This is a genomic window from Nocardia sp. CDC159, from assembly GCF_023740735.1.
Taxonomy (GTDB): Bacteria; Actinomycetota; Actinomycetes; order Mycobacteriales; family Mycobacteriaceae; genus Nocardia; species Nocardia pulmonis.
This window is the reverse complement of sequence record NZ_JAMRXH010000011.1, coordinates 39,364-64,422: the sequence shown is the minus strand read 5'-3', so window position 1 is coordinate 64,422 and position 25,059 is coordinate 39,364. Positions and strand designations below refer to the sequence as shown.

Annotated in this window: 19 protein-coding genes and 1 pseudogene; 14 read left to right on the top strand and 6 right to left on the bottom strand. The window is 67.9% G+C overall.

What is annotated here, in order from left to right; translation table 11 throughout:
- Nucleotides 1-2: 2 nt before the first annotated feature.
- Genes NDR87_RS23280 through NDR87_RS23265 form a run of 4 tightly spaced genes read right to left on the bottom strand, consistent with a single transcriptional unit; the run spans nucleotide 3 to nucleotide 5,454 of the window.
- Nucleotides 3-1,676 carry an ABC transporter family substrate-binding protein gene (locus tag NDR87_RS23280; protein ID WP_372494273.1) on the bottom strand — a complete coding sequence of 558 codons (1,674 nt, stop codon included), beginning with the start codon at nucleotides 1,674-1,676 and terminating at the stop codon, nucleotides 3-5.
- A gap of 9 nt (nucleotides 1,677-1,685) precedes the next feature.
- Complete coding sequence (locus tag NDR87_RS23275) at nucleotides 1,686-3,545, bottom strand: ABC transporter ATP-binding protein (protein WP_251915331.1); 1,860 nt, start codon at nucleotides 3,543-3,545, stop codon at nucleotides 1,686-1,688.
- A complete protein-coding gene (locus tag NDR87_RS23270) occupies nucleotides 3,542-4,480 on the bottom strand; it encodes an ABC transporter permease (RefSeq protein ID WP_251915329.1) in 939 nt (312 codons plus the stop codon). The genes NDR87_RS23275 and NDR87_RS23270 overlap by 4 nt, the downstream gene beginning before the upstream one ends.
- A complete protein-coding gene (locus tag NDR87_RS23265) occupies nucleotides 4,477-5,454 on the bottom strand; it encodes an ABC transporter permease (protein ID WP_251915327.1) in 978 nt (325 codons plus the stop codon). Before NDR87_RS23265 ends, NDR87_RS23270 begins: the two co-directional genes overlap by 4 nt.
- 157 nt (nucleotides 5,455-5,611) lie before the next feature.
- Between NDR87_RS23265 and NDR87_RS23260 the strand changes: the two genes are divergently transcribed.
- Both NDR87_RS23260 and NDR87_RS23255 read left to right on the top strand, forming a co-directional pair.
- Nucleotides 5,612-6,187, top strand: coding sequence for a hypothetical protein (locus NDR87_RS23260; protein ID WP_251915325.1), 576 nt, complete (start codon nucleotides 5,612-5,614; stop codon nucleotides 6,185-6,187).
- A 67-nt stretch (nucleotides 6,188-6,254) separates the two neighbouring features.
- A complete protein-coding gene (locus NDR87_RS23255) occupies nucleotides 6,255-7,058 on the top strand; it encodes an HAD family hydrolase (RefSeq protein WP_372494292.1) in 804 nt (267 codons plus the stop codon).
- A 2-nt stretch (nucleotides 7,059-7,060) separates the two neighbouring features.
- On the opposite strand, the gene NDR87_RS23250 is transcribed toward NDR87_RS23255, so the two are convergent.
- Nucleotides 7,061-9,022: an N-acetylmuramoyl-L-alanine amidase gene (locus tag NDR87_RS23250; RefSeq protein WP_308212138.1), complete on the bottom strand. Its 1,962-nt coding sequence runs from the start codon at nucleotides 9,020-9,022 to the stop codon at nucleotides 7,061-7,063.
- Nucleotides 9,023-9,226: 204 nt separating this feature from the next.
- On the opposite strand from NDR87_RS23250, the gene NDR87_RS23245 reads away from it, so the two are divergent.
- On the top strand, nucleotides 9,227-10,594 hold the full coding sequence (locus tag NDR87_RS23245; RefSeq protein ID WP_251915321.1) for a SpoIID/LytB domain-containing protein: 1,368 nt from the start codon (nucleotides 9,227-9,229) through the stop codon (nucleotides 10,592-10,594).
- Between the two features lie 5 nt (nucleotides 10,595-10,599).
- On the opposite strand, the gene NDR87_RS23240 is transcribed toward NDR87_RS23245, so the two are convergent.
- Nucleotides 10,600-11,100 (bottom strand): MarR family winged helix-turn-helix transcriptional regulator, encoded by a 501-nt coding sequence (locus NDR87_RS23240; protein WP_251915319.1) that lies wholly within the window; start codon nucleotides 11,098-11,100, stop codon nucleotides 10,600-10,602.
- A 186-nt stretch (nucleotides 11,101-11,286) separates the two neighbouring features.
- Here NDR87_RS23240 and NDR87_RS23235 point away from each other — a divergent pair, with 186 nt between their 5' ends.
- The 11 genes and pseudogenes from NDR87_RS23235 to NDR87_RS23185 all read left to right on the top strand — a co-directional run bounded on the left by NDR87_RS23235 (nucleotide 11,287) and on the right by NDR87_RS23185 (nucleotide 24,367).
- Nucleotides 11,287-12,054, top strand: coding sequence for a MerR family transcriptional regulator (locus tag NDR87_RS23235; RefSeq protein WP_251915317.1), 768 nt, complete (start codon nucleotides 11,287-11,289; stop codon nucleotides 12,052-12,054).
- Between the two features lie 89 nt (nucleotides 12,055-12,143).
- Nucleotides 12,144-12,425, top strand: a complete 282-nt coding sequence (locus tag NDR87_RS23230) for a hypothetical protein (protein ID WP_251915315.1) — start codon at nucleotides 12,144-12,146, stop codon at nucleotides 12,423-12,425.
- A 69-nt stretch (nucleotides 12,426-12,494) separates the two neighbouring features.
- The gene (gene glf / locus NDR87_RS23225) at nucleotides 12,495-13,697 is read left to right on the top strand and encodes a UDP-galactopyranose mutase (protein WP_251915313.1); all 1,203 of its coding nucleotides are present in this window, start codon (nucleotides 12,495-12,497) and stop codon (nucleotides 13,695-13,697) included.
- A 23-nt stretch (nucleotides 13,698-13,720) separates the two neighbouring features.
- Nucleotides 13,721-15,739 (top strand): annotated as a pseudogene (locus NDR87_RS23220) (glycosyltransferase); the annotation flags it as partial.
- Between the two features lie 86 nt (nucleotides 15,740-15,825).
- Nucleotides 15,826-16,425, top strand: coding sequence for a phosphatase PAP2 family protein (locus NDR87_RS23215; RefSeq protein WP_251915311.1), 600 nt, complete (start codon nucleotides 15,826-15,828; stop codon nucleotides 16,423-16,425).
- 1 nt (nucleotide 16,426) lies between these two features.
- On the top strand, nucleotides 16,427-17,374 hold the full coding sequence (locus tag NDR87_RS23210; protein ID WP_251915308.1) for a decaprenyl-phosphate phosphoribosyltransferase: 948 nt from the start codon (nucleotides 16,427-16,429) through the stop codon (nucleotides 17,372-17,374).
- Between the two features lie 4 nt (nucleotides 17,375-17,378).
- Nucleotides 17,379-19,325: a flagellar motor control protein ZomB gene (gene zomB, locus NDR87_RS23205; protein ID WP_251915306.1), complete on the top strand. Its 1,947-nt coding sequence runs from the start codon at nucleotides 17,379-17,381 to the stop codon at nucleotides 19,323-19,325.
- A 175-nt stretch (nucleotides 19,326-19,500) separates the two neighbouring features.
- On the top strand, nucleotides 19,501-20,568 hold the full coding sequence (locus tag NDR87_RS23200; protein WP_251915304.1) for an alpha/beta hydrolase family protein: 1,068 nt from the start codon (nucleotides 19,501-19,503) through the stop codon (nucleotides 20,566-20,568).
- Between the two features lie 209 nt (nucleotides 20,569-20,777).
- A complete protein-coding gene (locus NDR87_RS23195; RefSeq protein ID WP_251915301.1) occupies nucleotides 20,778-21,848 on the top strand; it encodes an alpha/beta hydrolase family protein in 1,071 nt (356 codons plus the stop codon).
- Nucleotides 21,849-21,966: 118 nt separating this feature from the next.
- Nucleotides 21,967-23,037, top strand: a complete 1,071-nt coding sequence (locus NDR87_RS23190) for an alpha/beta hydrolase family protein (RefSeq protein ID WP_251915299.1) — start codon at nucleotides 21,967-21,969, stop codon at nucleotides 23,035-23,037.
- 292 nt (nucleotides 23,038-23,329) lie between these two features.
- Entirely contained in the window at nucleotides 23,330-24,367 is a 1,038-nt protein-coding gene (locus NDR87_RS23185; RefSeq protein WP_251915297.1) for an alpha/beta hydrolase family protein, read from the top strand.
- Nucleotides 24,368-25,059: the final 692 nt, after the last annotated feature.

The window sequence follows — 25,059 nt, the reverse complement described above, 5'->3', positions numbered from 1 at the left end:
GGTTACTTCGTGAAGCCGATCTTGGTGTAGTCATAGGACGCCAACCCCGCCGCCCCGAAGTTGGCGAGGTCGGGCCGCACCCCCCAGTTGCCCGGGTCCTGGGTCAGCGGCAGCGAGAATCCCTCGTCGAAGATCATGCGGTCCGCCTCGTTGGCCAGCTCGAGGGTCTTGCCGGGGTCCAGTTCGGAGAGGGTGCGGTCGATCAGGGCGTTGAGTTCGGGGGAGCCTATGCGGCCGAAATTGCCCTGTTTGTTGTCGGGGTTCAGGGCGTAGATCTGCGGGAGGCCGCTGAGCGGGAAGGCGTCGCCCTGCCATTGGAATTGGGCCAGGTCGAAATCGCCGGGGATGAAGACCTCGGAGAAGATGTTCTGGCCGGGGCGGGCGTCGATGATGAGCTTCACGCCGACGCGGGCCAGGTTCTGCTGGATCAGCTGGGCGACCTTGACCCAGGTCTCGTTGTTGTACATGACGTCCCGGATTTCCAGGCGGCGGCCGTCCTTTTCGCGGATGTCGCCGTTGAGTTTCCAGCCCAGGGCGTCGAGTTCGCGGGCGGCGGCGTCGGGATCGAAGGGCGGGGCATTGTCGCGGTAGCCGTCCTGGCCGCGCACGAAGACGTGGTTGTTCAGCGGTTTGGGGTCGGCTTCCAGGCCGTTCAGCACGGCGTTCGCGATGGCCTGCCGATCGATGGCCTTCGAGATCGCCACGCGCAGCTTCGGATCCGCCAGGATCGAGCCGGGCGCGCCGTTGAAGGTGAGGTGCCGCCACAGGGGTCCGGGGGCGCGCCGCACGGCCAGGCCGGAGGTGCCGCGGACCGTCGCGACATCCGACAGCGAGAACAGCTGCGCCGCATCCAGTTCCTTGTTCTGCAGCGCCTGGGGCCAGGCATTCTGATCGAGCACGCTGATGGTGATCGTGTCCAGCTTGGGGGTGTCGCCCCACCATTTCGGATTGCGGCCCAGCACGATCCGGCCCTGAGTGCGGTCGGTGGACCGCACCAGGAACGGTCCGGCGGTCAACGTGATGTGGTCGGCCAGGCCGTGGTTGAACGTCTCCGGATCGCCGGTCACCGACTTCGGATACAGCATCGCGTTTCCGGCGAACTGGCCGCGCCATTCGGCGTAGTGCTGTTTGAACGTGATGACGGCCTGGCGGTCGTCGACGCCGCGCTCGACCTTCTCGACCCGGTCGAATCCGACCGTGGTGCCGATCAGATAGCGCTTGTCGACCCCGCTCAGCGCATGCGCCTGAGAGGCGATGTCCGCCCAGGTGATCGGGCTGCCGTCGCTCCAGACCGCCTCCGGGTTGATGGTGTAGGTGACCTGCTGCGGGTCGGTGCCGGTCAGCTGGATATCGGTGAAGTAGTTCTTGTCGACCTCGGTGCGCCCGGCCGCGTCGATGGTGAACGAGCGCGGCATCATCGCCCAGACGATGCGGGCGATCTCGAGGTTGTTGCCGTCGTTGGACAGCGTATTCCAGTTCGACGGGAATCCGGTGGTCGCCAGGCGAAGATTGCCGCCGTCGCGGATCGTCTCGCGCGGTTGCGGGTTGATGTCGTTGGCGGCGCCGAGCGTGATCGGATCACCGGCCTCGTCGCCGCCCGCGGCGCAGCCGCCCACTCCCATCGCCACCGCGATCAGCAGGGCAATCGCATACGGTACGGCGGAACGACGCCTCACGGCCTTCTCCTATCGTGCGACGACCGGAACGGGTACCGCGTCGATGAGGGCGCGGGTGTACTCGTGGCGAGGATCGGCAAAAATTTGTTCCGCCGGGCCGGATTCGACGATCTTGCCCCGATACATCACGGCGATGTCGTGGGCGAGATTGCGGACCACCGACAGATCGTGCGAAACGAACAGATACGCCAGCCCGCGCTCGGCCTGCAGCTCACGCAGCAGATTGAGCACCCCCGCCTGGATCGAGACGTCCAGCGAGGACACCGGCTCGTCCAGCACCAGCAGCTCCGGATCCAGCGCCAGCGCCCGGGCGATGTTGATGCGCTGCTTCTGGCCGCCGGAGAAATCGGCGGGATAGCGATCGGCATGCTCGCCGCGCAGGCCGACCTGCTTCAGCAATTCCGGTACCCGCCGGTGGATCTCGTCGCGCGCGCGGCCGTCGATGCGCAGCGGTTCGGCCAGCGCGTCGAAGATCGGCAGGCGCGGATCCAGCGAGGCCGACGGATCCTGGAACACAATCTGCATCCTGCGTCGGATCTCGCGCCGGCCGGCCCTGGTCAGGGCGGTGACGTCGTGGCCGAGCACCTCGATCGCGCCCGCCTCCGGCTGGGCCAGATCCATGATCTGGGTCAGCGTGGTGGACTTGCCCGATCCGGACTCGCCGACCAGCGCCAGCGTCCGCCCCGCCCGCACCTCGAAGTCGATGCCGTCCACCGCGCGCACCTCGCCCCGGCGGCGCTTGAACAATACGCCCGAGGTGATCGGGAAGGTCTTGGTCAGTCCCGAAACCCGCAGCACCACGCGGGGATCGGGCTCCGCCTCGCGCACCGGCTCGGTGATCTCGCGCCGATAGGCGGCGAACAGCGCCGCGGTGCCGACCTCCGCGGTGCGGATGCAGGCGGCGCGGTGGCCCGGATTGGTGTCCTGCAGCGGCGGTTCCGCGGCCCGGCACTCGTCGATCGAGACCGGGCAGCGCGGGGCGAACGGGCAGCCGGGCGGCAGCGCGTGCATGGCCGGGGGCGCGCCGACGATGGGTATCAGCGGGGCGCGCGGCGGGCCGTCCATGCGCGGGATGGAGCCGAGCAGGCCGACCGTGTACGGCATCCGGGGGGCGTTGAAAAGTTCGGTCGCCCCGGCGGTTTCGACGATGCGACCGGCGTACATGACCGCGACGCGATCGGCGAGGGTGGCCGCGATACCCATATCATGGGTGATCATCACGACACCCGCGCCGGTGATGTCGCGCGCCTTGCGCAGCAGGCCGAGGATCTGCTTCTGTACGGTCACGTCGAGGGCGGTGGTGGGCTCGTCGCAGATGATCAGCTCGGGATCGTTGGCGATGGCCATCGCGATCACCACGCGCTGGCGCATGCCGCCGGAGAATTCGTGCGGAAAGGCACGGGCCCGCAGCTCCGGATCGGGAATGCCGACCAGATCCAGCAGTTCCACCGCCCGCCGCGCCGCGTCCTGCTTGCTCATCTTCCCGTGCGCCAGCAGCGCCTCGGCGATCTGGTCGCCGATCCGGTACACCGGGGTCAGCGCCGAGAGCGGATCCTGGAACACCATGCTGATCCGGCTGCCGCGCAGGGCGGACAACTCCCGATCGCCCATGCCCAGCAATTCCTTGCCGCGCAACCGGATCGAGCCGCGCACCCGCGCCTGCTCGGGCAGCAGCCCCATCACCGCCAGCGAGGACACCGATTTGCCGGAACCGGACTCGCCCACGATGGCCAGCACCTCGCCGTCGGCGACGGTGTAGTTCACCCCGCGCACGGCATCGATGCGGCCCTCCTCGGAGGGAAAGGACACATGCAGGTCCGAGACCTCGAGCAGGGGCGCGGTCGTCGCGCGCTTGGTCGACTCACTCATGCGACGGCCTTCGGTTCGTCGGTGTTCTTGCGGCGCGAACGAGCCCGTTTGGAGCTCGGATCGAAGGCGTCGCGCAGGCCGTCGCCGACCAGGTTGGCGCACAGCACGGTGATCACCAGCAGCCCACCGGCGAACAGGAACAGCCACGGATAGGTCAGCGCGGATTTGGTGCCCGAGGCGATCAGCGAGCCCAGCGACACATCCGGCGGCTGCACGCCGAAGCCGAGGAAGCTCAGCCCGGTCTCGGCCATGATCGCCGCGCCCACCGCCAGCGTGGTGTCGATGATCAGGATCGAGGCGATGTTCGGGATGATGTGGGTGGTGATCACGGTCCAGGTGGAGGCGCCCATATACCGTGCGGCCCGGACGAATTCGCGATCGCGCAGGCTCAGCGTCAGGCCGCGTACGATGCGCGCGCTGATCATCCAGCTGAACACGGCCAGCAGCACGATCAGCAGCAGAATCGACCCGCTGCCCTTGGTGCGCGGGGCGAAGATCGCGATGATGATGAAGCTCGGCACCACCAGCAGCAGATCGACCAGCCACATGATTGCCCGATCGGTCCAGCCGCCCAGCAGGCCCGCGAGCGATCCGGCCGTCGCGGCGATGAGGCTGGCGAAGATCGCCACGCTGAAGCCGATCACCAGCGACTTCTGCAGGCCGCGCAGCGTCTGCGCCAGCACGTCCTGGCCGATCTGGTTGGTGCCGAACGGATGTTCCGGGCTGGGAGGTTTGAGCAGGGCCGTGTAATCGAGCTCCTGGTAGTCGTATTTCAGCAGCGGCGGCAGCGCGAAGCTCAGGATCAGCATGAGCAGCAGCACGATCAGTCCCGCCACCGCCGCCTTGTTCCGAAGGAACCTGCGCCACACCAGTTTCCGGCGTCCGGCCGCGGTGGGTTCCGGCGCGCCCTGCGCGATGATCTCGGTCTCGGTCATGCCACACGCACCCGGGGGTCGAGCAGGGCGTAGACGATGTCCGACAGCAGGCCCGAGACCAGTACGACCACTCCGGTGAATGCCGTGACGGTCGCCACGATGTAGAGGTCCTGGGCGTTGACGCCGTCGATCAGCCATTCGCCGACGCCGTGCCAGCCGAAGATCTTCTCGGTGAAGGTGGCGCCGGTGATCAACGCGCCCATGCCGTAGGCGAACAGGGTCGCCATCGGGATCAGGGCGGTTCGCAGGCCGTGCTTGTACAGCGCGCGGGTCCGGGTCAGGCCCTTGGCGCGCGCGGTGCGGATGAAATCGCTCTGCAGCACGTCCAGCATCGCGTTGCGCTGATAGCGGCTGTAACCGGCCATCGAACCGAGGGCCAGGCCGAGGGTCGGGACGATCATGTGTTGAGCACGGTCGACGAGCTGATTCCACAGCCCGTGCACGGCATTCGCCGAGGTTTCGCCGGTGTAGAGGAAGATCTGCGTGCCGGTCAACGAATTGACTTGCAGGGCACCATATTTCAGAATGGTAGCGAGTAGGAACACCGGCGTGCTCAGGATCAGCAGCGACACGATGGTCGTGAAGTAATCGCTGAACCGGTACTGCCGGATCGCACCGGCCGCCCCGATCAGAACGCCGAGGACCGTGCCCACGATCGATCCGACGATCAACAGTCGCAGGCTGACTCCGACCCGGCGCGGCAGTTCCTCGCTCACCGGCTGGCCCGCGAGGGTCTTACCGAAGTCGCCGTGCACCATGCCGCCGACCCAGGTCAGATATCGCTGCGGGATCGGATCGTTGAGGTGCAGTTCCTCGGCCTTGGCGTCGATCACCGATTGCGGCGGCCGCGGATTTCGTTGCTCGAGGCTGTCGAGGGGGCGAAAGGTCAACGAGGCCAGGCTGAACGTCAGGAAGGTCGCCAGCACCAGCAGCACGACATAGTTCAGCGCACGTCGTAGCAGAAAGCCGGTCATCGGTCCCCTCGGGTCGGGTTTGCTAGCCCCTGATCATAGGGACAGATAGGGGTGGTGGCGTGGCATGCGCGGCGAGCGACATGCGCAAAACGGAGATATCGTGCATCGGGCCGGTCGTTACGTCGCCGGTTCGAGGCGCGAACGAGGGGGATTGTCAATGGCTCTTCCGCAGTATCCGGATGGTTACGAGCCGTATCCGAGCGGCTGGCAGCCCGCGCCGAATGGGGGGACCGCGATAGCCGCAGGTGTGCTGGCATCCCTGGGCGCGGTCGCCGAGCTATTCGGTGGACTGGCGAATGTGGTGCTGGGGGCGACCGGACTGCTGCGCGAGCTCGATATGTCCGGGGACGAGCTACCGGCCGACAGCTGGTTCGGGCCATATCTCGCGGGTACCGGCGTGGTGGCGATCGTGGTCGGCGTGCTGCTCGCGTGGGGCGCGATCGCGCTGTTGCGGCGCAAGACCGTCGGGCGCACCCTCATCGCGATCGGCACGGGCACGGCGATCGTGCGGGGTGTGGTGGGGGCCGTGGTCGCGTCGATGTGGAGCCCCTTCCTCGCCCTGGGCACGATCAGCGGGCTGCTCGGGCTGGCCTTTCCGATCGTGACCCTGATCCTCGTCCTTCTCCCGGCCACCACGCGCTGGCTGGCCTACGACCCGGCCGCCCGCTGGGCCCCTTCGCCCCCGCCCTATCGGCCGCCCACGGACAACCCCTGGACCCGACCCGAATCGTGATTACGGTCCGGCGGTCGTTTCCGGCAGGATGGAATAGGTGACTCGTCTGCACCTGTCCAAACCGAAGATGGTGGCCACCGACGTCGACGGCACGCTGATCGACGAGCAGGAGCGGGTGACGCCGCGCACGCGGGCCGCGGTCGCCGCGCTGGTCGCCGACGGTGTCCCGTTCGTGCTGGCCACCGGGCGGCCGCCGCGCTGGATCGGGCCCGTCGTCGACGGACTCGGACATGCGCCGCTGAGTGTCTGCGGCAACGGCGCGGTGATCTACGACAGCGCGGCCGATCGCATCCTGCACACCACCACCCTCGACGTGGACAGTCTGAGCTGGATCGCCGATCTGGCCGAGCGGGTGCTGCCGGGCTGCGGCCTGGCCGCCGAACGGGTCGGGGCGAGCGCGCACGACGCGGCCACGCCGCAGTTCGTGAGTTCGCCCGAATACGAGCACGCCTGGCTCAATCCGGACGACACCCAGGTGGCCCGCCGGGAGGTGATCGCCGCTCCGGCGATCAAGATGCTGATCCGGCTGCGCGGGGCGACCAGCGCCGATATGCGCGCGGCGCTGGAACCGCAACTGCGCGGCCGGGCCGACATCACCTATTCGACCAACAACGGCCTGATCGAGCTGTCGGCCCCCGGGATCACCAAGGCCGCGGGCCTGACCCTGGTCGCCGAGCGCCTCGGCGTGCAGCACGCGACGATCGTGGCGTTCGGCGATATGCCCAACGACGTCCCCATGCTGCGCATGGCCGGCCACGGCGTGGCCATGGCCAACGGCCATCCCGAGGCCCAGGCCGCCGCCGACGAGATCACCGCGTCCAATTCCGCCGACGGCGTGGCCCAGGTGCTCGAGCGCTGGTGGGCCAGCTGACGCTACGGCGTCGGGGCCGGATGCGCGATCGGGGCCGGGATGGTGGCCGGATTCTGATGGTCGCCGTAGGACTTCAGTAGCGTGGTGACCAGGCCGGTCGCGGTGTCGAGCAGCAGTGAGCCGTACTGGAAGTCGACCTGTGTGCCGCCCGGTACGGGGTGGGCGCCCCGGACGGGCAGCCCCAGAATGCCGCTCTCCGCGCCCAATTGGATGAATCGGTCCAGGATGCGCCCGGCCACCTCGGTGATGGTGCCGTCGGGTGCGGCGTAGACATAGCCGTTGACGAACCGGACGTACTGGCCGCCGCCGCGGGTCGGGATCGGGTCGGACGCGGCCGCGCCGAGGCGGCCATTCGGACCGCCCTGGGCCACATAGTGATTCGCGATGGCGTTCTTGTCGAGCAGGTTCAGGATGCGCGTGGTGATTCGCGCCAGGGCGGCGAGATCGGTCCGGCTGCGCTGAGGCTGCTGGGTCTGCGGGCCGGTCGGCGCGTTCGGATCGGCCGCGCCCGCATAGGTTTTCACATCCTCGGTGACGGGAGTGCCCGCCACCGCGGCCGCGATTTCGCGGATGCGGTCCATCTGCCCATAGGCCGCGTCGCCCGGGCAGGTGGTGTTGCCCACGTCGCGGTGCGCGAAGACGACCGGCAGATCGATCGATTCGCCCTCCTGGACGAAGGTGTAGTCGGTGCCCTCCGAGATCATGGTGGTATGTGCCCGGGGATCCAGTCCGGCGACCCGGGCGCGCCAGCCGATGAACTGCCCGGCGGCCTGGACGGCCTCCTCGGAGGGGGTTTCGCTCTGGAAGTCGCCCATGATCGCGACCCCGGCGGTGTTCTCGTTGAAACCACCCGCGTGCGCGCCCTGCACCGGCCGGTCCAGGCCGCCGAAGCGGCCCTCGAAGACCTGGCCGTACTTGTCGACCAGCGCGTTGTAGCCGATATCGCACCAGCCCAACGTCTTCGCGTGGTAGGCGAAGATGGCGCGCACGATGCCGGCCGACTCCTCGGGGCTGTAGTCGTTGCGGCCCGCGGTGTGGTGCACGGTGATGCCGCCGAGGAAGTCGTCGTAGGCGGGCTGCTGTTCGGAGCACTGTTCGTGCAGCGACTCGTCGGCGCCCCACTGCGCGCGGCTGATCACCCTGGGGCCGCCGCCGGGCAGCGGGGCGGCAACCTCGGCGAGATTGCGGTCGGCCGGGCCGCGGCCCGGATCGATCAGCACCGCCGACAGATCCTTGGCGGTCAGCTGTGCCGGGTCGTCGCCGCGCGCGGCGACGCGGTGGGTCACCAGCACCTGCACGGCCTTGGTGGCGCCGACGAAAACCGGTTCGGTGCCGGTCTTCTCGCCGCGCACGCGATCGTTGCGGGAGGTCTCCACCCGCTCGGTGTCATACCAGGAGCCCCAGCTGCCGTCGTCCTTGCGCGCCCGGACCAGCGCCTTGGTCCCGGCGAGATCCCTGCCGGTGAGGGCGACCACGCTGAAGGGGGTGTCGCGGCGCAGCTGCTTGACCTCGGCGCCGACCTGGTCGGTGAGTTCGGGGGCGACGGCCCCGGGAGCGAGTGCGGGAGTGCTGGGATCGGCGGTCTGGGCGCTGGCGAAGAGGGGGTCGGTCGCGGCGGCGTCGTCGAGCCGAGGGAGCTGGATCTCGGTGGGCAGTTCGCCACCGAGGGGATTGGGCAGACCTGCCGGTACGGGGAGCGCGCGGGGTAGGGGCAGCCTGCGTAGATCGGACAGCCGTAGGTCCGGTAGGTCCAGGCCGGTCAGCTCGCGTAGCGGGAGCACCACGTCGGGGGCCGCCGCCAACGCCATCTCGGTGAGTTGCGTGGGAATCGCGGCAAGATTGCTGTCAGTGGTCGATCGATATTCCGGTGGCTCCCGCAGGACGAGCGTCGCCAGCGGCGCGGCGACCGCCAGGGTCGTCACCACCGGTAGTAGATACGAGCGTTGCGGTCCACGGTACGGCACGATCGTCTCCCTCATTCGGTAGAACCGGCGACCGTCAGCAGCGATGCGGGTTGATTCCTGACGGATCAATGGTCACACTAGTCACAAATGTCACAAGACTAAAGCTTCACTCGAGACTGAGACTCTTGGTAGCTGAAATGTAACTTTTAGATAGCCATACCGCGGGGAGGACATGCCGCTCCGCGCCGTCCGTGGGGAGTCCACATGGGCACGACCGCAGTTCGGGAGGGTGATCTACGTAGGCGCCTGCGTCGGCGCAGATATGTCGTGATGGGTTTGGCGGCCGTCTCGCTCACCGGCGGCACGATCGTGGTGACCTGGTCGTATCCGATGATCGGCCCGGTCGACACCGCCTATCGGACGCTCTCGGCCACCGGGCACGGCCGGGGCATGAGCCAGTTCGGGGCCCTGGAGAAGGCGGCCGCGGGCGCATCGGCGCAGAGCATTCTCATGAGCTACTACCCGGGCGCGACCCTGGCCACGATCGCGCCGACGGCAGTCCGGGTCCGGCTAACGGTGTACGACAACCAGACCCTGGACGTGTACTCCGATACCGGGGTGCTGGTCGCCGGTCGGCGCGTGGTCGCGGGCCAGGCGGCGCATCTGACTCCGACGCCCGGCGGTGGCGCCCACGTCACCGTCACCATGGGCTGCACGGGTGAGCAAGTGTGGGAGGGCGATACCGACGATCCCCGGGCCTATCCGATGGATCCTGGGCCGGATCGCCCGCCCGCCGAACATCTGAAGGTGTGCGACGGCTCGACCTTCCGCGGCGCGCTCGCGGTGACACTCGAGGACGGCGAGCCGCGCACGGTCAACGAGGTCGACGTCGAGGACTATCTGCTCGGCGTCGTTCCGGCGGAGATGCAGGCCAACTGGGCCGATCGCGGCGGGGCCGAGGCCCTGCGCGCACAGGCCGTCGCGGCCCGCTCCTACGCCCTGGCCGAACACCGCTATCCCTATGCCCAGACCTGCGATACGACCGATTGCCAGCAGTATCCGGGCACCGAGAAGGAGGATCCGCGGGCGGTGGAGGCGGTGCGCGCGACGGCCGGGCAGGTGCTGCTGCGCGAGGGATACATTCTGCGCACGGAGTATTCTGCCGCGCCGGGCGGCGGGCAGCCCGTGGACATCACCACCCTCGAGGTGGGTCCGGCACCGGCTCAGTTGGTTCCGGCCGCGCCGGCCGTTCCGCAGGTGCCGGTGACGCCACGATTCGATCCGCGGCCGCCACGCACCGATACCGCCATCGATCTGAAATATGCCGAAACCGGTGGTCCCGCAGGGCCGTTGGGCGCGCCGATCGGACCGGAGACGTCGCTGCCGGGACAGCTCGGGACGTTTCGGGTGTTCCAATCCGGTGTCATCGTGTGGACTCCCGAATTCGGTGCGCGCGTGGTGGATCCGAATACGCTCGCGCGCATGGCGCCCGGCGCGGCCGCGCCGACTTCGGGTCACGACCCGGTCGACGGGCCGGGCCTGGATCCGGGGCTTGATCCCGGGTCGATCCCGCTGCCACCGTCCGGATCGGCCGGGGGATCCCATGGCAGCCAACGGAATTCGCCACGGTAGTCGGATCAGTCCAGATCGGTGTCGCCCAGCGATTCCAGCAACGCGCGCAGCAGCACGATCAGCCGATCGAGGTCGGGGCGGTCCAGGCCGCCGAGGATGCGAATCTGGTTGGCGACGTGCAGGGGCATGAGTTCGTCGATGAGTTCGCGGCCCGCGTCGGTGAGCTGGATGCGGACGGTGCGCCGATCGCTGGGATCGGAGGTGCGCCGGACCAGGCCCTTGGCCGCCATCCGGTCGATGCGGTTGGTGATGGCGCCCGAGGTGACCATCGTGGCCTTGATCAGCGCGCCCGCGGTCAGCCCGTCCGGGCCGCCGGAGCGGCGCAGCGTGCTGAGCACGTCGAACTCCCAGTACTCCAGCCCGTGCGGCGCGAAAAAGTCCTTCATCTCCCGATCGAGCAGCCGCCCGAGGCGCTTGATCCGTCCGACCACATGGGTGGGCCAGACGTCCAGATCGGGCGCCACCTTCGACCACGCGGCCACGACCTGGTCCACCGCATCGCTCATGCGAGTCCTCTCACATCAAGACGAGTCCTGAGGTGTTATCTCAATGTTGAGATTATCAATAGCTCCTCGCTGGCTCTCGGCCGGGCCGCCTGATCGGCCGCCGACGACAAGCGGATATCGAGCTTGACCTTGACGTAACGTCAACTTGCAAGCTGGGTTCATCGACGCGAACGAGAGGAGGCGACGGTGGCGAAGTCCACGACCGAATGGTCCATCCAGGACCTGGCGAAGGCGGCCGGGACGACCAGCCGCACGCTGCGCCACTACGGCCAGCTGGGGCTGCTGCCGCCGAGTCGGATCGGGGCCAACGGCTACCGCTACTACGACCAGTCCTCCCTCGTGCGGTTGCAACGCATCCTGCTGCTGCGTGAACTCGGCCTCGGCCTGCCGGTCATCGCCGAGGTGCTCGCGGGTGAGCAGGACACCAGCGCCGCGCTGCGCACCCATCTGAACCTGCTGCGGCAGGAACAGGACCGGATCGCACGGCAGATCGCGTCGGTGCACACCACATTGCAGAAGACGGAAGCGGGTGAACAACTCATGGCCGAGGAAGTATTCGACGGCTTCGACCACACCAAATACAAGGACGAGGTGATCGAGCGCTGGGGCCGCGAGGCCTACGAGAGCGGCGATCGCTGGTGGCGCTCGATGTCGGAGGAGGAGCGGCGGCAGTTCCAGCAGACCTTCGTCGACATCGCCGCCGACTACGGCAGGGCCCACCGCGACGGATTGTCCCCCGACTCGGCTGAGGTCCAGGCCATCGTCGAGCGGCACTACCGATGGATCGGCCTGGGCTGGCAGACCGACCAGCCGAACCTGGAGTACTTCACCAACCTGGGCGAGATGTACGTGGCCGACCCGCGATTCCGGGTCAACTTCGACCGGCACGGCGAGGGCAACGCCGAGTTCGTCCGGGACGCGATGAAGGTCTACGCCGAATCGCGTTCGCGGTAGCCGGGTTCGACGCGTCCGGCGGGTCCATAACGGCGCCCCGCCGGACGCCTCGCGGTAGAGCTCGCGCGGGAGCAAGGGGGGAGGACCGCATGAACCATCCGCACACCCCGGTGGGGCAGCCAGTCCATCCGGCGGCGCCCGGTCGTCCGCCATCGAGGCCCAACGGCGACACCGCGATCACCGCGGGTGCCCTCGCGGTGCTCGACGGCGGGCTCTTCGGCCTGGTCGCCGTCGCGTTCATCGGCATGTGCCCGGAAGAGCGGCGTTCGGCCTACGACGCCACGGCATCGCCCCGGTGGCTGGCACTGGCCGGATCAACCGGTCGCTGGATCGCGGCCGGTCGCGGCGGGCCGTCGCGGGCGTACCGCTGAGCGGGCGGGTGCACCCCAGTCCGCCACTCGACCCGGACGTCGGCGGAACTTCCGATACGCTGGGCACCCGTGACCGTCGCATCCCCCTTCGACCTCATTGTCGTCGGCTCCGGCTTCTTCGGGCTGACCATTGCCGAACGCACCGCCAGCCTGCTCGGGAAGCGGGTGCTGGTGATCGAACGCCGCTACCACCTGGGTGGAAATGCTTATTCGGAGGCGGATCCGGAGACCGGGATCGAGGTGCACAAGTACGGGGCGCATCTGTTCCACACCTCGAACAAGCGGGTTTGGGACTATGTGAACCAGTTCACGGAGTTCACCGGGTATCAGCACCGCGTGTTCGGTATGCATAAAGGGCAGGCGTACCCGCTGCCGATGGGCCTGGGGCTGCTGTCGCAGTTCTTCGGGCGGTACTTCACTCCCGACGAGGCCCGCAAACTCATTGCCGAGCAGTCCGCCGAGGTGGAGGGCAAGGATGCCGCCAACCTCGAGGAGAAGGCGATCTCGCTGATCGGCCGACCGCTGTACGAGGCGTTCATTCGCGACTACACGGCCAAGCAGTGGCAGACCGATCCGAAGGAACTGCCCGCGAGCACCATCACCCGCCTGCCGGTGCGCTACACCTTCGACAACCGCTACTTCAACGACACCTACGAGGGCCTGCCCAAGGACGGCTACACCGCGTGGCTGGCCAAGATGGCCGAATCCGACCTGATCGAGGTCCGGCTGAACACCGACTGGTTCGAGGTGCGCGAGGAGATCCGCGCCCAGAACCCGGACGCCCCCGTGATCTACACCGGCCCGCTGGACCGCTACTTCGACTACGCCGAGGGCGAATTGGGCTGGCGCACCATCGACTTCGATACCGAGGTGCTGCCGACCGGTGACTTCCAGGGCACCTCGGTGATGAACTACAACGACGCGGACGTGCCCTTCACCCGCATCATCGAGCCGCGCCACTTCCACCCCGAGCGCGACTACCCGGCCGACAAGACGGTCATCCAGCGCGAGTACTCGCGCTTCGCCCAGACCGGCGACGAGCCGTACTACCCCATCAACACCCCCGAGGACCGCGCCAAGCTGCTGGCCTACCGTGAGCGGGCCAGGGCCGAAACCGCCGCGGCCAAGGTGCTCTTCGGCGGCCGCCTGGGCACCTACAAATACCTGGATATGCACATGGCCATCGGCAGTGCGCTGAGCATGTTCGACAACGTGCTGCGCCCGCACCTGGAATCCGGTGCGCCGCTGGTGGATCGGGACGACAACGAGTGACCATGCAGGCGACGTTGGAAGAGATGACGATCGAAACTCGCGCGAAATCGCTACTGCAGCGGATCATCCTGCCCCGGCCGGGTGAACCGCTGGACGTGCGCACCCTCTATCTGGAGGAGTCCGCGACGAATGCCCGTCGCGCCCATGCCACCTCGCGCACCTCGCTGTCGATCGGCGCGGAATCCGAGGTGTCGTTCTGTACCTATTTCAATGCCGTTCCCGCGAGCTACTGGCGGCGCTGGACCGTTCTGAAATCGGTTGTGCTGCGGCTGGAATTGTCCGGCCACGGCCGCGTGGACGTGTACCGTTCCAAGGCCGACGGCTCCCGAATCCACGTGCAGGGGCAGGAATTCAGCACCGACGTCGTGGTGAATCCCGGCGAAAAGCATGCCGGGACAACGGGAGGCCGCGCCGGGACAACGGGAGACCATGCCGGGACAACGGGAGACGCGGTGCCCGAAGCGATGGTGGGGGAGGGCGCCACGAGCCGTTCCCGCACATCCTTCGCGGGAATAACGGTGGAATTCGAGGTCGACCTCGCCCCGTTCGAGGACGGCGGCTGGATCTGGTTCGACATCACCACCGACTCGCACGTCGAATTGCGCAGCGGCGGTTGGTACGCCCCGGTCGAGGCGCCCGGCGAGGGCAGCATCGCGGTCGGCATGCCGACCTTCAACCGCCCCACCGACTGTGTGAAAACCCTTGCCGCCCTGGGCTCCGACCCGCTGGTGCTGGAGAAGGTCAAGGCCGTCATCATCCCGGATCAGGGCACGCGCAAGGTGCGCGACGAGCCGGGCTTCGCCGAGGCCGCCGCCGCCCTCGGCGGCCGCTTGGCCATGCACGATCAGCCCAATCTCGGTGGTTCCGGCGGCTACAGCCGGGTCATGTACGAGGCGCTGAAGACCACCGACGCGCAGTACATCGTCTACATGGACGACGATATCGAGATCGAGCCGGACTGCATCCTGCGCGCGCTGGCCTTCGCCCGCTTCGCCCGCACGCCCACGCTGGTCGGCGGTCAGATGCTGAATCTGCAGGAGCGTTCGCACCTGCACACCATGGGCGAGGTCGTCGACCGCGGCATCTGGATGTGGACCGCCGCGCCGAATGTCGAATACGACCACGACTTCTCGAAATACCCGCTGCGCGACCGTGACAACTCCAAACTGCTGCACCGGCGCATCGATGTCGATTTCAACGGCTGGTGGACCTGCGTCATCCCGCGCGTGGTCGCCGAGGAGATCGGCCAGCCGCTGCCGCTGTTCCTCAAGTGGGACGACGTCGAATACGGTCTGCGCGCCAAGCAGGCGGGCTATCCGACCGTGACCCTGCCGGGCGCGGCGGTCTGGCATATGGCCTGGAGCGACAAGGACGACGCGATCGACTGGCAGGCCTACTTCCACCTGCGCAACCGGCTGGTGGTCGCGGCGCTGCACCTGCCGGGCGACGGTCGCCCGATGATCGTCAACACGATCAAGGCCACGCTCAAACACCTGCTGTGCCTGGAGTATTCGACGGTCGCCATTCAGAATCAGGCGATTCGCGACTTCATGGCCGGTCCGGACCGGCTGTTCCAGCTGCTGCCGACCGCGCTGGGTTCGGTCGCCAAGATGCGCAAGGACTTCCCGGACGCGGTGATCCTGCCGTCCTCGACCGAACTCCCGTTCGCCAGCGGCGCGGATGTGGGCGCGGTCGGCGAACCGTCGAATCCGATCGCGAAGGTGGTGCGCCTGGGCAAGGGCGTGCTGCACAACCTGCGCAGGGCCAAGCCCGAACACCATGAGCGCCCGCAGCTCAACGTGCCGACCCTGGACGCCCGCTGGTTCCTGCTCTCGCAGGTCGACGGCGTCACCGTGACGACGGCCGACGGCCGCGGCGTGGTCTACCGCAAACGCGATCCGCGCCAGGCGCTCGCGCTGTTCAAGGAGGCCATGCGACTGCGCAAAGAACTGGCCGCCCGGTTCGGCGAAATCCGCGCCCAGTATCGTGCCGCACATCCGTACTTGACCAGCACCGCCGCGTGGGAGAACGCGTTCGGAATCGGCGGGAGCGACGGGACCGGAGGAGGCAGCTTGCGTAACCACGAAGGGACCCGCGGACGCCGCATCGACTCAGCGAGTGAGGGGAAATGACCGCCGCCGCACCGGAATCGGCCGATTCGCCGCATCTGCGCGTGGTGCCCGAACCCGCGCCGCCCGCACCCGCCGAGGTCAAGATCATCAATGCCGTCCAGGGCACGATCGGGCGAAACCCACAGGTGATCAAGGCCGCTCGGGGCATGTCGCACTTCGGTGAGCACGCGCTGGGCTGGATGGGCATCGGCGCGGTCGGCGCGCTGGTGGACAAGCGCCGCCGCCGCGAGTGGGCCGGGGTCGCGGTGGGCGCGTTCGGCGCACACGCGGCATCCGTCGTCATCAAGCGGATCGTCCGCCGCCCCCGCCCAAACGATCCATCGGTGCAGGTCAACGTGTCGACGCCGAGCAAGCTCAGCTTCCCGTCCTCGCATGCGACCTCCACGACGGCAGCGGCGGTGTTGCTCGGCCGGCTCACCGGGCTACCCTTGCCTGCGGTGCTCGTGCCCCCGATGCTGCTCTCCCGAGTGGTGCTCGGGGTGCACTACCCCTCCGACGTGCTCGCCGGTTCCGCGCTGGGCGCCGCGTCCGCTGCCGCAGTGCTAGCCGCCGAAAAGAGATTCACCAGTGACCGCACAGGAAAGAACCCTCGTTGAAATGAGTGAAGAGCCGACCAGCGTCGACCTGGACGAGGCCGTCATCAAGGGTCCCCCCAAGACCCTGGCCGGTGGCCTGGTCAAGGCCGTGCGGCCGCGACAGTGGGTGAAGAACGTCCTGGTGCTGGCCGCGCCGATGGTGGCGGGCAAGATTCCGGGCACCGACACCTACTACCTCGCGGACTTCACCCGGGATTGGCACATCGCGGTCGCCTTCGTGGTCTTCTGCATGGCGGCCTCGGGTATCTACCTGGTCAACGACGCGCTGGACGTGGAGGCCGACCGGGCGCATCCGACCAAGCGGTTCCGGCCGATCGCCGCCGGTGTGGTTCCGGTGAATCTGGCATACGCGCTGTCGGTGGTGCTGCTGATCGGCTCGATCCTGCTCTCGTTCCTGGCGGCGTGGCAGCTGTCGGTGGTAATGGCGGTCTACATCGGCATTCAGCTGGCCTACTGCTTCGGGCTCAAGCATCAGGCGGTGCTCGACGTCTGTATCGTGTCGTCGGGCTTCCTGCTGCGCGCGGTGGCCGGTGGTGCGGCCGCCAATATTCATCTGTCGCAATGGTTCCTGTTGATCATGGCCTTCGGCTCGCTGTTCATGGCCGCGGGCAAGCGCTACGCCGAACTGAAGATCGCGCTCGACACGGGCGCCAAGATCCGTAAGTCCCTGCAGTACTACACGCCCACCTATCTGCGCTTCATCTGGACCCTGTCGGCCACCGCTGTGGTCGTGTTCTACGGGCTGTGGGCGTTCGAGAACGATCACAAGAACAACCCTTGGTTCGCGATCTCGATGATTCCCTTCACGGTCGCGATCCTGCGCTACGCGGTCGACGTCGATGGCGGCGAGGCCGGTGAACCCGAAGAGATCGCGCTGGGGGACCGCATTCTGCAGCTCCTGGCCATAGCGTGGATCGGAGCGGTAGGTGTCGCTGTCTATCTCACCTGACGAGATGGTGGTAGCGGGAGACAAGCGGAACGAGGATGCGCCCACGACGGCCCTACCGGTCGGCGCAGCGCTGCGCCAGGCCCTAGCCGCGCGGCGCGCCTCGCTGCTGTCCCGTGCCACCTTCGTCGGTGGGGTGACGCTCACCGTGGTCCTGTTCGGCGTCGGCGCCTGGCAGCGGCGCTGGATCGCCGACGACGGCCTGATCGTGTTGCGCACCGTGCGCAATCTGCTGGCCGGGAACGGACCGGTGTTCAATTCGGGTGAGCGGGTGGAGACCAACACCAGCGCCGCGTGGACCTATGTCGTCTGGTTCTTCAGCTGGCTCACCCAGGCCCGGCTGGAATACGTGGTGCTGGGCGTGGCGCTGACGCTGTCGTTGCTGGCGGTCGTATTCGCCATGCTCGGCGCGGCGCGGCTGTGGGGCGGCGCGGCCGGGCAGCTGCTGCTCCCGGCGGGCGCGCTGGTCTACATCGCGGTGCCGCCCGCCCGCGACTATGCGAGCTCCGGCCTGGAGAACTGCCTGGTCATCTTCTGGATCGGCGTGCTGTGGTGGCTGCTGATGCGCTGGAGCCAGGCCGAGAAGGTCACGCTGCCCGCCCTTTTCGGGCTCGTCTTCTGGGCCGGGCTGTGCTGGGTCATCCGGCCGGAGATGACCATTCTCGGCGGATTGGCGCTGCTGCTGGTCTTTTCCGCACCCATGCCCGAATCCCGGCTGCGGCCCATCGTGATTCGCGCGCTGACCGTGGTGGTCGGCGGGCTGGTGCCGCTGGGCTACCAGATCTGGCGCATGGGCTACTACGGGCTGCCGGTTCCCAACACCGCCATCGCCAAGGAGGCGGGCGGTGCGAAGTGGCAGCAGGGATTCACCTATCTGTGGGATCTGGTGGGTCCGTACTACCTGTGGCTGCCGCTGCTGTTACTCGTCGCCGCGGCGGTGCTGGTGATCCGGTCGTCCCGGCGTGCCGCCGCCTCCGCGTCGCCGCGGGACGGGGTGACCGGGTTACGGGCGTTGCGCCAGCGATTGCATTCTCCGACCGCGATCGTGCTCCTCATGCTGTTCAGCGGACTGCTGCTGATCGCGTTCAACCTGCGCGTCGGTGGCGACTTCATGCACGGCCGCATGCTGCTGCCGCAGCTGTTCATCCTGCTGCTGCCCGTGTCGGTGCTGCCCCTGCGGTTGCCCGCGACGCGGGATCCGAAAGCGGTGGCGGGCGTCGCGGTTCCCCTGGTCGCCTGGTTTGTGGCAATGGGGTGGGCGCTGTTCGCCGCCAACACCACCGCGAACAACGCGGGCGCGTCGATCAGCGATACCGGCATCGTCGACGAGCGCGTCTACTACGTGCTCAACAGCGGCCACGACCATCCGATCCTGGCCGAGGACTATCTGGACTATCCGCGCATGCGGGCGATGATTCGCGATATCGCCCTGACCCCGGACGGCGGCCTGCTGCTCAACTCGCCGTCGTTCATGATGTGGTACGTCGCCCCGCCGCCGCTGCCCATTCCGGAGGACGGCCACGGCCATACCGTCTACTTCCTGAATCTTGGCATGACGAGCATGAACGTCCCGCTGAACGTGCGCGTGATCGATCAAGAGGGCTTGGCCTATCCGCTGGCCGCCCACACCGACCGGCTCGCCGACGGGCGCATCGGCCACGACAAGAACCTGTACCCGGACTGGGTGGTGGTCGACACCGGCATGGTCGACCGGCATCCGTGGATGCCGTGGTTCCTGGACGAGAAGTGGGTCACCCAGGCCCGTACGGCCCTGAGCTGCCCGGCCACCCAGGATCTGCTCGCCTCCTCGCGCGCACCGCTGACCTGGGACCGGTTTCGGCACAACATCGTCCAATCTCTGCACTTCGCCAAGTACCGCATCGACCGGGTGCCCAAGTACGAGATCCAGCGTTGCCATCTGGTCGATCCGACAACCCCGACGGCTCCGAATTAGTCATGTAATAGCGAGTCCTTCGCCACTTAGTCTCGATTCGGTAACGACACGCTGTTGCTCGCACGATAAGCTCCGATGAGTACGTCCGTCGGGGACGCATGTCCGCATGCGTAGGGGCGATCCATCAGCAAGACGCGGCCAACCCCGGCCGCACAAGGGAAAGGCCGAACAGAATATGCGAGGCGTGACTGTGCGAGGGGCGCAGACGAAACGTCGGGCCGGCTGGCTGAAGCGGTCGGTGCTCGGAGTGGCGTTGGCGACGCTGGTGCCCTTCGGGACCTCGGTCGTCGAGGCGGGCACCGCCTCCGCCGCGTTCAACCCCTCGGGCATCGACTTCTGGGTCGACTCCCCGGTCATGGGGCCGATCAAGACCAGGGTCTTCCGCGCCGCGGACGGCAACACCAACCGCGTGGTGTACGCCCTCGACGGCATGCGGGCCACCCAGGACATCAGCGGCTGGGAGCACGAGACCAATGTCGCGGCCGCGCTCACCCAGGCCAACATCAACGTGGTCATGCCGATCGGCGGGCAGTCCAGCTTCTACGCCGACTGGAACGCGCCCAGCTCGTTCCTCGGTCTGCCGCCGATCACCGGCTCCTCCTCGGGCTCGGCCTCCGGCTCGGGCGCGACCCAGGTGCTGGCCGGTGGCCCGGGTAAGAGCTACCGCTACGACTGGGAGACCTTCCTGACCCGCGATCTGCGCAACGCGCTGCGGGCCCGGCTGGGCTTCAACCCCACCCGCAACGGCGTGTTCGGCCTGTCCATGGGCGGCAGCGCGGCACTGACGCTGGCCGCCTACCATCCGGATCAGTTCAGCTACGCCGGTTCCTACTCCGGCTATCTGAACGTCTCCGCGCCCGGTATGCGCGAGGCGCTGCGGGTGGCGATGATCGACGCGGGCGGTTACAACATCGACTCGATGGCGCCGCCGTGGGGCCCGGCCTGGCTGCGCATGGACCCGTTCGTCTTCGCCCCTCGGCTGAAGGCCAACAACACCCGGCTGTGGATCTCCGCCGGTAGCGGCCTGCCCGGCCCGGTCGACGGCCCGAACTTCAACACCCTCAACGCGATGGGGCTCGAGGCCTTGGCCCTGGTCAACACCCGGGCCTTCCAGGTCCGGATGGCCACCCTGGGCGCCAACAACGTCACCTACGACTTCCCGGCCGTGGGCGTGCACAACTGGCGCTACTGGGAGAGCGAGGTCTACCGCATGATCCCGGATCTCTCCGCCAATATCGGCTGACCGATTCGATCGACGAGGGGCCCGCTCAGCGGGCCCCTCGTTCTTTTCCGTACGTCCAAGATCACTTTTCGGTTTTATTCCGCCCGCCTGGCCGCGAACCAACCGGACATCCGTAATACTCGACTGAGCGAGGACCCGCAGTTTCCGGATCGAGCGGCCGGACGTGCGACGCGAGAAGTGCGCCGGTCGCTGGCGAAAGGTCGACAGCGATGCGAGGTGCGCGAAGTACGTCCGGTTCCCTGGGGGCCGGGTGGCTGCGACGGACGGTTCTGGCGGTCGCGACGATGATGGCCGTGCCCATCGCGCTCGCGGGTTTCGGTGGCGCCCCGGCCCGGGCCGCGTTCACCCCCGCCGCCTTCGACTTCTGGGTCGACTCCCCGGTGATGGGACCGATCAAGACCCGCATCCTGCGGGCCGCCGACGGCAATACCAACCGCGTCGCCTATGTGCTCGACGGCATGCGGGCCACCCAGGACATCAGCGGCTGGGAGCACGAGACCAATGTGGCCGAGGTGCTGGCCGCGTGGAATATCAACGCGGTCATGCCGATCGGCGGGCAGTCCAGCTTCTATGCCGACTGGAACGCGCCGAGTTCGTTCTTCGGCATCGGTTCGCCGGGCTTCGGGTCCGTCACGGGATCCGGTGCGACCGAGACGTTCCTGGGCGGTCCGGGCAAGAGCTACCGCTACGACTGGGAGACCTTCCTGACCGTCCAATTGCGAAACGCGTTGCGGGACAGGCTCGGTTTCCGGGTCGATCGCAATGGGGTGTTCGGCCTGTCGATGGGCGGTAGCGCGGCGTTGACGCTGGCGGCCTATCACCCGGATCAGTTCAGTTTCGCGGGCTCGTTCTCCGGCTATCTGAATATCTCCGCGCCCGGTATGCGCGAGGCGATTCGGCTCGCGATGATCGATGCGGGCGGCTACAACGTGGATTCGATGGCGCCGCCGTGGGGCCCGGCCTGGCTGCGCATGGATCCGTTCGTCTTCGCACCCCGGTTGATCGCGAACAACACGCGATTGTGGATCGCCGCGGGCAGCGGCGTACCCGCGCCGGAGGATCTGGCCCTGCCGCCGCTGGAGGCCGCCGACCACATCGTGCGCGGCGCGCCACTGGAGGCGTTGGCGCTGGCCAACACTCGCGCGTTCCAGGTGCGCATGCTCACCCTGGGTGCGCAGAACGCGGTCTATTCGTTCCCCGACGTCGGGGTGCACGACTGGTTCAACTGGCAGAGCGAGGCATATCGGATGATTCCGGATATCTCGGCCAATATCGGCTGACGTAACGTTTCGGTCTCGGGGGTGTTTTCGCGCACTCCGGATTCGCTGCCGCACCTTATAGAAGAGTTCGGAAAATGCCGAACGGTCAATGGTGATTGCGCAGGCGAAAGGCGACTCGATGCGTCCCGGTGTGGTGTGCGGAAAAATTGCTGTCGCAGGCGGATCGCGGCTGCGCCGCGTGCTCGTCGGTCTGGCCCTGGTCGTTTCGCTGCCGCTGGGGGCGACCGCGGTGACGGCCGGACCGGCCGCGGCCGCCTTCGATCCGGCCGGATTCGATTTCTGGGTCGATTCCGGCATGGGACCGATCAAGAGCCGGATATTCCGGGCCGCGGACGGTAACACCCGCCGCGTGGTCTACGCGCTGGACGGGCTGCGCGCCCGAAACGACCTGTCCGGCTGGGAGATCGACACCGATGTGGAACGGGCGCTGACCCAGGCCAACATCAACGTGGTGATGCCGATCGGCGGGCAGTCCAGTTTCTATTCGGACTGGAACGCGCCGAGTTCGTTCCTGGCGCTGCCGCCGCTGGGCGCGCCGGTCTCCGGATCCGGTGGGACACAGGTGTTGTCGGGTGGGCCGGGTAAGAGCGTGCGCTACCAATGGGAGACGTTCCTGACCCGGGATCTGCGTAATGCGCTGCACGACCGGCTCGGTTTCAGCCCGGAGGGCAACGCGGTCATCGGGTTGTCGATGGGCGGCGGCGCGGCACTCACCCTCGCCGCCCATCACCCCGATCAATTCCGATATGCCGCATCGTATTCCGGATATCTGAATCCGACCGGCCCGGGTATGCCGGAGGCGCTGCGCGTGGCGATGGTGGACGCGGGCGGCTTCAACATCGATGCCATGTGGGGGCCGCCGTGGGATCCGCGTTGGCAACGCCACGATCCGACGGCCTCCGCGCAGTTGCTGCGCGAGCACGGGACCCGGCTGTGGATCTCCTCCGGCAACGGCATTCCCGGCCCGCGCGATCCGCTGCGCAATGCCGTGGACGCCTACCATCTGACCAATGCCGCGGTGCTGGAGGCCCTGGCGCTGGCGAATACCCGGACATTCCAGGCCCGCTGGGACAGTCTGGGCGGCGGTAACGCGGTCTTCGATTACACCCCGATCGGGGTTCACTTCTGGCGTTACTGGGTGGATCAGGTCTACAAGATGCTGCCGGATCTGAGCGCGAATCTCGGGTAGGGCAGGAGATTTCGCGTTCCGGCGACATCACCGGCCGAACGCGATAGGGTCACCGCACGATTACGGAACGTGCACGGGCGGATTTCGGTCATGGGTAAGGTGCCATCTTGCTAACGATTCGGCTGTCGCATATCGTCCAGCGAGCGCAAGTGTGACCAGTTCGTAGACGCGCCGTCGCTCACATCGGAGGTCGGGATCCGGGGTGGGTGCTGATCGTGCCGGTGTCGGTGAATGCCGTCGCGCGGTACAGCTACAACAGCAGACTTACAGCAGCAGAAAGAGAGCAGTATCAATGCGTTTCGGCAGGTCCGCCGCGCCGGAGGGAGTCCAGTCAGGACGGCGAAATGCAAAGCTCGGTTGGCGCTCACGCCTTCTCGCTGTGGGTGCGGCCACGCTGGCACTCCCGATCGCGGCGGGTGTGGCGACCCCGACGGTCGCCCTGGCGGCTCCGATCGGTGCTCCGGTGCATCGCACTCCGGCCGGTGGCTACGAAGAGCTGATGGTGCCCTCCTCGATGGGCCCGGTGAAGGTTCAGGTGCAGTGGGCGCGCAACGGCGGTAACGCCGCGCTGCTGCTGCTCGACGGCCTGCGCGCCCGCGACGACCGCAATGCCTGGTCGTTCGAGACCAATGCCCAGGCCCAGTTCGCCAACGACAACGTCACCCTGGTCATGCCGGTGGGCGGGCAGTCCAGCTGGTACGCCGACTGGCAGGCCCCGAGCAACACCAACGGTCAGAAGTTCACCTACAAGTGGGAGACCTTCCTGACCAAGGAGCTGCCCGACTTCCTCGCCAATTACGGTGTGTCGCGCAACAACTACGCCGTGGCCGGACTGTCCATGAGTGGTCCGGCGGCGCTGCGGCTGGCGGCGTTCCACCGTGATCAGTTCAAGCACGCGGCCTCCTTCTCCGGCCCGCTGAACTGGAACGCGCCCGGTATGCGCGAGGCCATCCGCGTGATGATGCTCGACGCCGGTCGGTTCAACGTGGACTCCATGGCCGCGCCGTGGAGCCCGCAGTGGCTGCGCTCGGACCCGATGGTCTTCGCGCCGCAGTTGCGCGGTCTGCCGATGTTCATCTCCTCGGCCAACGGCCTTCCCGGCCAGCACGATCGCCCGAACTCGGCGGTGGGTGTGTTCAACACCGCCAACGCCATGGGCATCGAGGCGATCTCGTTCGTGAGCACCAAGTCGTTCCAGGCTCGGCTGGCCTCGCTCGGCATCCCGGCGCAGTACGACTACCCGTTCGCGGGCACGCACTCCTGGAAGTACTGGGAGGACGAGCTGGCCAAGGCCCGTCCGGGCATCCTGGCCGCACTGAACGCGGGCTAGTAGGACATTTCACCGAAAGGCACCGTCCATTGCGGGCGGTGCCTTTCGTTATCCCCCGGCTACCCGCGCGTCCTCCCCGGCAAACCACCGACTGCGCGGTACAAATCACCTGTGGCTGGTGAGGGAAGCGAGAGCTGGGGGAGCGCGCGCCGCGCTCGGGTGACTCGTGGGCGGGTGGCTGTGCTCGCCGCGTCGATCGTATTGCCGCTCGCCGCAGGGCTTTCCACGCCCATAGCCGCCGAGCCGCCCGCAGCGCCTCCCGCTCAGCCCGCACCCGGCCCCGCGCCCGCTGGCCCCGCGCCGGTTGCCCCCGCTCAGGCCACGCCAGCCGCCCCCGCTGCCCCTGCTCAGCCCGCCGCTCCGCTCGGGCCTCAGGCCCCGGTCGCACCCGTGCAGGGCACGCCCGCTGCTCCTGCCCCGGTGGCCCCCGCTCAGCCCGCCCCCGCGCCGGGGCCGCCCACGCCAGCTCAACCCGCGCTCGCGCCGGTGGCCCCCGTTCAGGCGACTCCCGCTGCTCCTGCCCCGGTGGCTCCCGCTCAGCCCGTCCCGGCGCCGGAACCGCCCGCACCGGCTCAGCCCGCACCTGCCGCGGCGGCCCCCGCTCCGGCTCCGGCTCCCGCGCCGCCCCCACCAGCACCAGCCGCACCGGAACCCCCGGCTCCGGCGGCCCCGCCCGCGTCCGTTCCAGCCGC

What these genes read in the sequence shown, in the direction of transcription:
- NDR87_RS23270 (WP_251915329.1), bottom strand. Translation starts at nt 4,480, where the DNA reads ATGACCGAGACCGAGATCATCGCGCAGGGCGCGCCGGAACCCACCGCG.
- NDR87_RS23245 (WP_251915321.1), top strand. Translation starts at nt 9,227, where the DNA reads ATGGGCACGACCGCAGTTCGGGAGGGTGATCTACGTAGGCGCCTGCGT.
- NDR87_RS23265 (WP_251915327.1), bottom strand. Translation starts at nt 5,454, where the DNA reads ATGACCGGCTTTCTGCTACGACGTGCGCTGAACTATGTCGTGCTGCTG.
- NDR87_RS23230 (WP_251915315.1), top strand. Translation starts at nt 12,144, where the DNA reads ATGAACCATCCGCACACCCCGGTGGGGCAGCCAGTCCATCCGGCGGCG.
- NDR87_RS23200 (WP_251915304.1), top strand. Translation starts at nt 19,501, where the DNA reads ATGCGAGGCGTGACTGTGCGAGGGGCGCAGACGAAACGTCGGGCCGGC.
- NDR87_RS23240 (WP_251915319.1), bottom strand. Translation starts at nt 11,100, where the DNA reads ATGAGCGATGCGGTGGACCAGGTCGTGGCCGCGTGGTCGAAGGTGGCG.
- NDR87_RS23255 (WP_372494292.1), top strand. Translation starts at nt 6,255, where the DNA reads ATGGTGGCCACCGACGTCGACGGCACGCTGATCGACGAGCAGGAGCGG.
- NDR87_RS23210 (WP_251915308.1), top strand. Translation starts at nt 16,427, where the DNA reads ATGAGTGAAGAGCCGACCAGCGTCGACCTGGACGAGGCCGTCATCAAG.
- NDR87_RS23185 (WP_251915297.1), top strand. Translation starts at nt 23,330, where the DNA reads ATGCGTTTCGGCAGGTCCGCCGCGCCGGAGGGAGTCCAGTCAGGACGG.
- NDR87_RS23275 (WP_251915331.1), bottom strand. Translation starts at nt 3,545, where the DNA reads ATGAGTGAGTCGACCAAGCGCGCGACGACCGCGCCCCTGCTCGAGGTC.
- NDR87_RS23195 (WP_251915301.1), top strand. Translation starts at nt 20,778, where the DNA reads ATGCGAGGTGCGCGAAGTACGTCCGGTTCCCTGGGGGCCGGGTGGCTG.
- zomB (WP_251915306.1), top strand. Translation starts at nt 17,379, where the DNA reads ATGGTGGTAGCGGGAGACAAGCGGAACGAGGATGCGCCCACGACGGCC.
- NDR87_RS23215 (WP_251915311.1), top strand. Translation starts at nt 15,826, where the DNA reads ATGACCGCCGCCGCACCGGAATCGGCCGATTCGCCGCATCTGCGCGTG.
- NDR87_RS23260 (WP_251915325.1), top strand. Translation starts at nt 5,612, where the DNA reads ATGGCTCTTCCGCAGTATCCGGATGGTTACGAGCCGTATCCGAGCGGC.
- NDR87_RS23190 (WP_251915299.1), top strand. Translation starts at nt 21,967, where the DNA reads ATGCGTCCCGGTGTGGTGTGCGGAAAAATTGCTGTCGCAGGCGGATCG.